Below are 2,586 nucleotides of genomic sequence, written 5' to 3'. Positions count from 1 at the left end.
ACGGGCACCGGCAATAGCGGCGGCGATGCGCAGGACGATATCTTCGCGCCCGGCTCCATCGAGAATGCGGTCGGGTCGGCCTATAACGACACGATCGTCGGCACCAGCGGCGTCAACAATATCCAGGGCGGCGCGGGTGACGATACGATCATCGGCGGGGCTGGCGCGGACATATTGGACGGCGGCAGCGGCATCGATACGGTGAGCTATGCGACATCCTCTGGCCTGACCGTATCGCTTGCCACGGCGACCGGCGCGACCGGGGACGCCGCGGGCGACGTGCTGACGAACTTCGAAAATCTGATCGGTTCGGGCGGCAACGACAATTTGAGCGGCGACGCCAACGCCAACATCATCTGGGGCGGCAACGGCGTCGATTCCATCAACGGCGGCGGCGGCAACGATGCGCTGTATGGCGAGGCGGGCGACGACACGATCGATGGCGGCGCGGGCGCGGACTATATGGACGGCGGCGCGAACATCAACACGCTGAGCTATGCCTCGGCCGGCTCCGGCGTGACGGTCTCGCTGGCGGCGGGGACGGGTACGGCCGGCGACGCGCTGGGCGATACATTCATCAATTTCCAGAACCTGACCGGATCGGGCTATGCCGATACGCTGACCGGCGACGCGGGCAATAATACGCTGAACGGCGGCAATGGCGACGACATCATCATGGGCAGCGTCGGGAACGATACCAATATCGGTGGCGCGGGCATCGACACCGTCGATTATTCGACCAGCGCTTCGGCCGTTACGGTCAGCCTGAATGGCGGCACGGGCGTCGGCGGCGATGCGCAGGGCGACAGCTACAACACGATCGAGAATATCACCGGATCGAACGGCAGCGATACGCTGACCGGCAGCACGGCGGCGAACGTGCTGAATGGCGGCAATGGCGACGATAATCTGTCGGGCCTTGCCGGCGATGACGTCCTGAATGGCGGCGCGGGCGATGACTTGATCAGCGGCGGCGCAGGCGCGGACAAGATCGACGGCGGCACCGGCAACAACACGCTCTATTTCGGCGCCAGCCCTGGCGACCCGACCAATGTGTCGGCCACCACCGGCGTCACGATCAACCTGAACGGCGTCACCACCGGCATCGGCTGGGATGCGCAGGGCGATACCTATACCAATATCCAGAATGTCTATCTGACCAACAGGGACGATAGCGTTACCGGTACGGCGGCGGACGAATGGTTCCGCGGCCTGGGCGGCGCGGATACGATTGATGGCGGCGCGGGCACGGATACCGCATCCTATCTGGGCAGCACGAACGGCATTCAGATCGGTCTGGACGGTGTTGCCGGGACGGGCGGCGAGGCGGCTGGCGACCGGCTGATCAACATCGAGATCCTGCGCGGGTCCAATTATGACGATGTCATCTGGGGCAGCGCGGGCGTCAATCAGCTCTATGGCTTTGACGGCGCGGACGTCATCCGGGGCGATGCGGGCGCGGACCTGATGGACGGCGGCAATGGCCGCGACACGGTGGATTACACCAACTCGGCCAGCGCCGTGACCGTCAACCTGGCGACCGGCACCGGCACGGGCGGCGATGCGCAGGGCGATACCTATGTCAGCATCGAAAATGCGACCGGCAGCGCCAATGCCGATACGCTGTATGGCGACGCCAACGACAATGTCCTGAACGGCGGCGCGGGCAATGACATATTGCGCGGCGGCGCTGGCGCGGACTCGCTGAATGGCGGGCTGGGGACCGATACGGCCGATTATACGGACTCGACGGCTGCGATCACCGTCTATCTGGACGGCGGCACGGTTTCGACGGGTGGTTACGCCGCAGGAGACCTGCTGCAGTCGATCGAGAATATCAACGGTTCGGCCTATGGCGACACGATCACTGGCTGGAACGCCAATGAGACGCTGAACGGCAATGACGGCGATGACATCATCCAGGGCAATGTCGGCGATGACGTCATCAATGGCGGCAATGGCGACGATACATTGTCGGGCGGCGCGGGCGCGGACATATTGGACGGCGGCGCGGGCATGGACAGCGCGACCTATATCACCTCCACGTCCGGTGTGACCGTCTATACCGACGGCGTGACGCTGGGCACGGGCGGCGAGGCGGCCGGAGACCGCCTGTCGAACATCGAAACGGTGATCGGCTCCAATTATGACGACATCCTCTATGGCACCGCCGGCGCGCAGACGCTGCGGGGCGGCAGCGGCAACGACATCCTGATCGGCGGCGCGGGCGCGGATACGCTGGACGGTGGGGCGGGGACGGACAGCGTGTCCTATGTCACCTCCTCGGCGGGCATCACCGCCAGCTTCGCCAGCGGCAGCCTGGTCGTCAGCGGCGGAGACGCCACCGGCGACGTGTTCATCTCCATCGAGGGCATTATCGGCACGGGCTATGCCGACTCGCTGACTGGCGGAGCGGGCGCGGAGACGATGGACGGCGGCGCGGGAGACGACACGCTGTATGGCAGCGCGGGGGCGGACACGCTGACTGGCGGCGCGGGCACCGACACGATCAATTACGGCGCTTCGGCCAGCGCAGTCACCGTCCGGCTGGACGGGACGGCGGGGACAGGCGGCGACGCGGCGGGC

1 protein-coding gene is annotated in these 2,586 nt (G+C 65.9%); it reads left to right on the top strand.

Translation table 11 applies throughout. The features are described 5' to 3' along the window. Positions 1 to 2,586, top strand: a 2,586-nt coding sequence (locus BHQ40_RS24420; protein ID WP_070158278.1) for a beta strand repeat-containing protein, incomplete at both ends; no start/stop codon positions are given.

This window comes from Sphingobium phenoxybenzoativorans (assembly GCF_001757355.1).
Taxonomy (GTDB): domain Bacteria; phylum Pseudomonadota; class Alphaproteobacteria; order Sphingomonadales; family Sphingomonadaceae; genus Sphingobium; species Sphingobium phenoxybenzoativorans.
The sequence above is the reverse complement of the archived record's forward strand: the minus strand, read 5'-3'. Positions and strand labels throughout refer to the sequence as shown.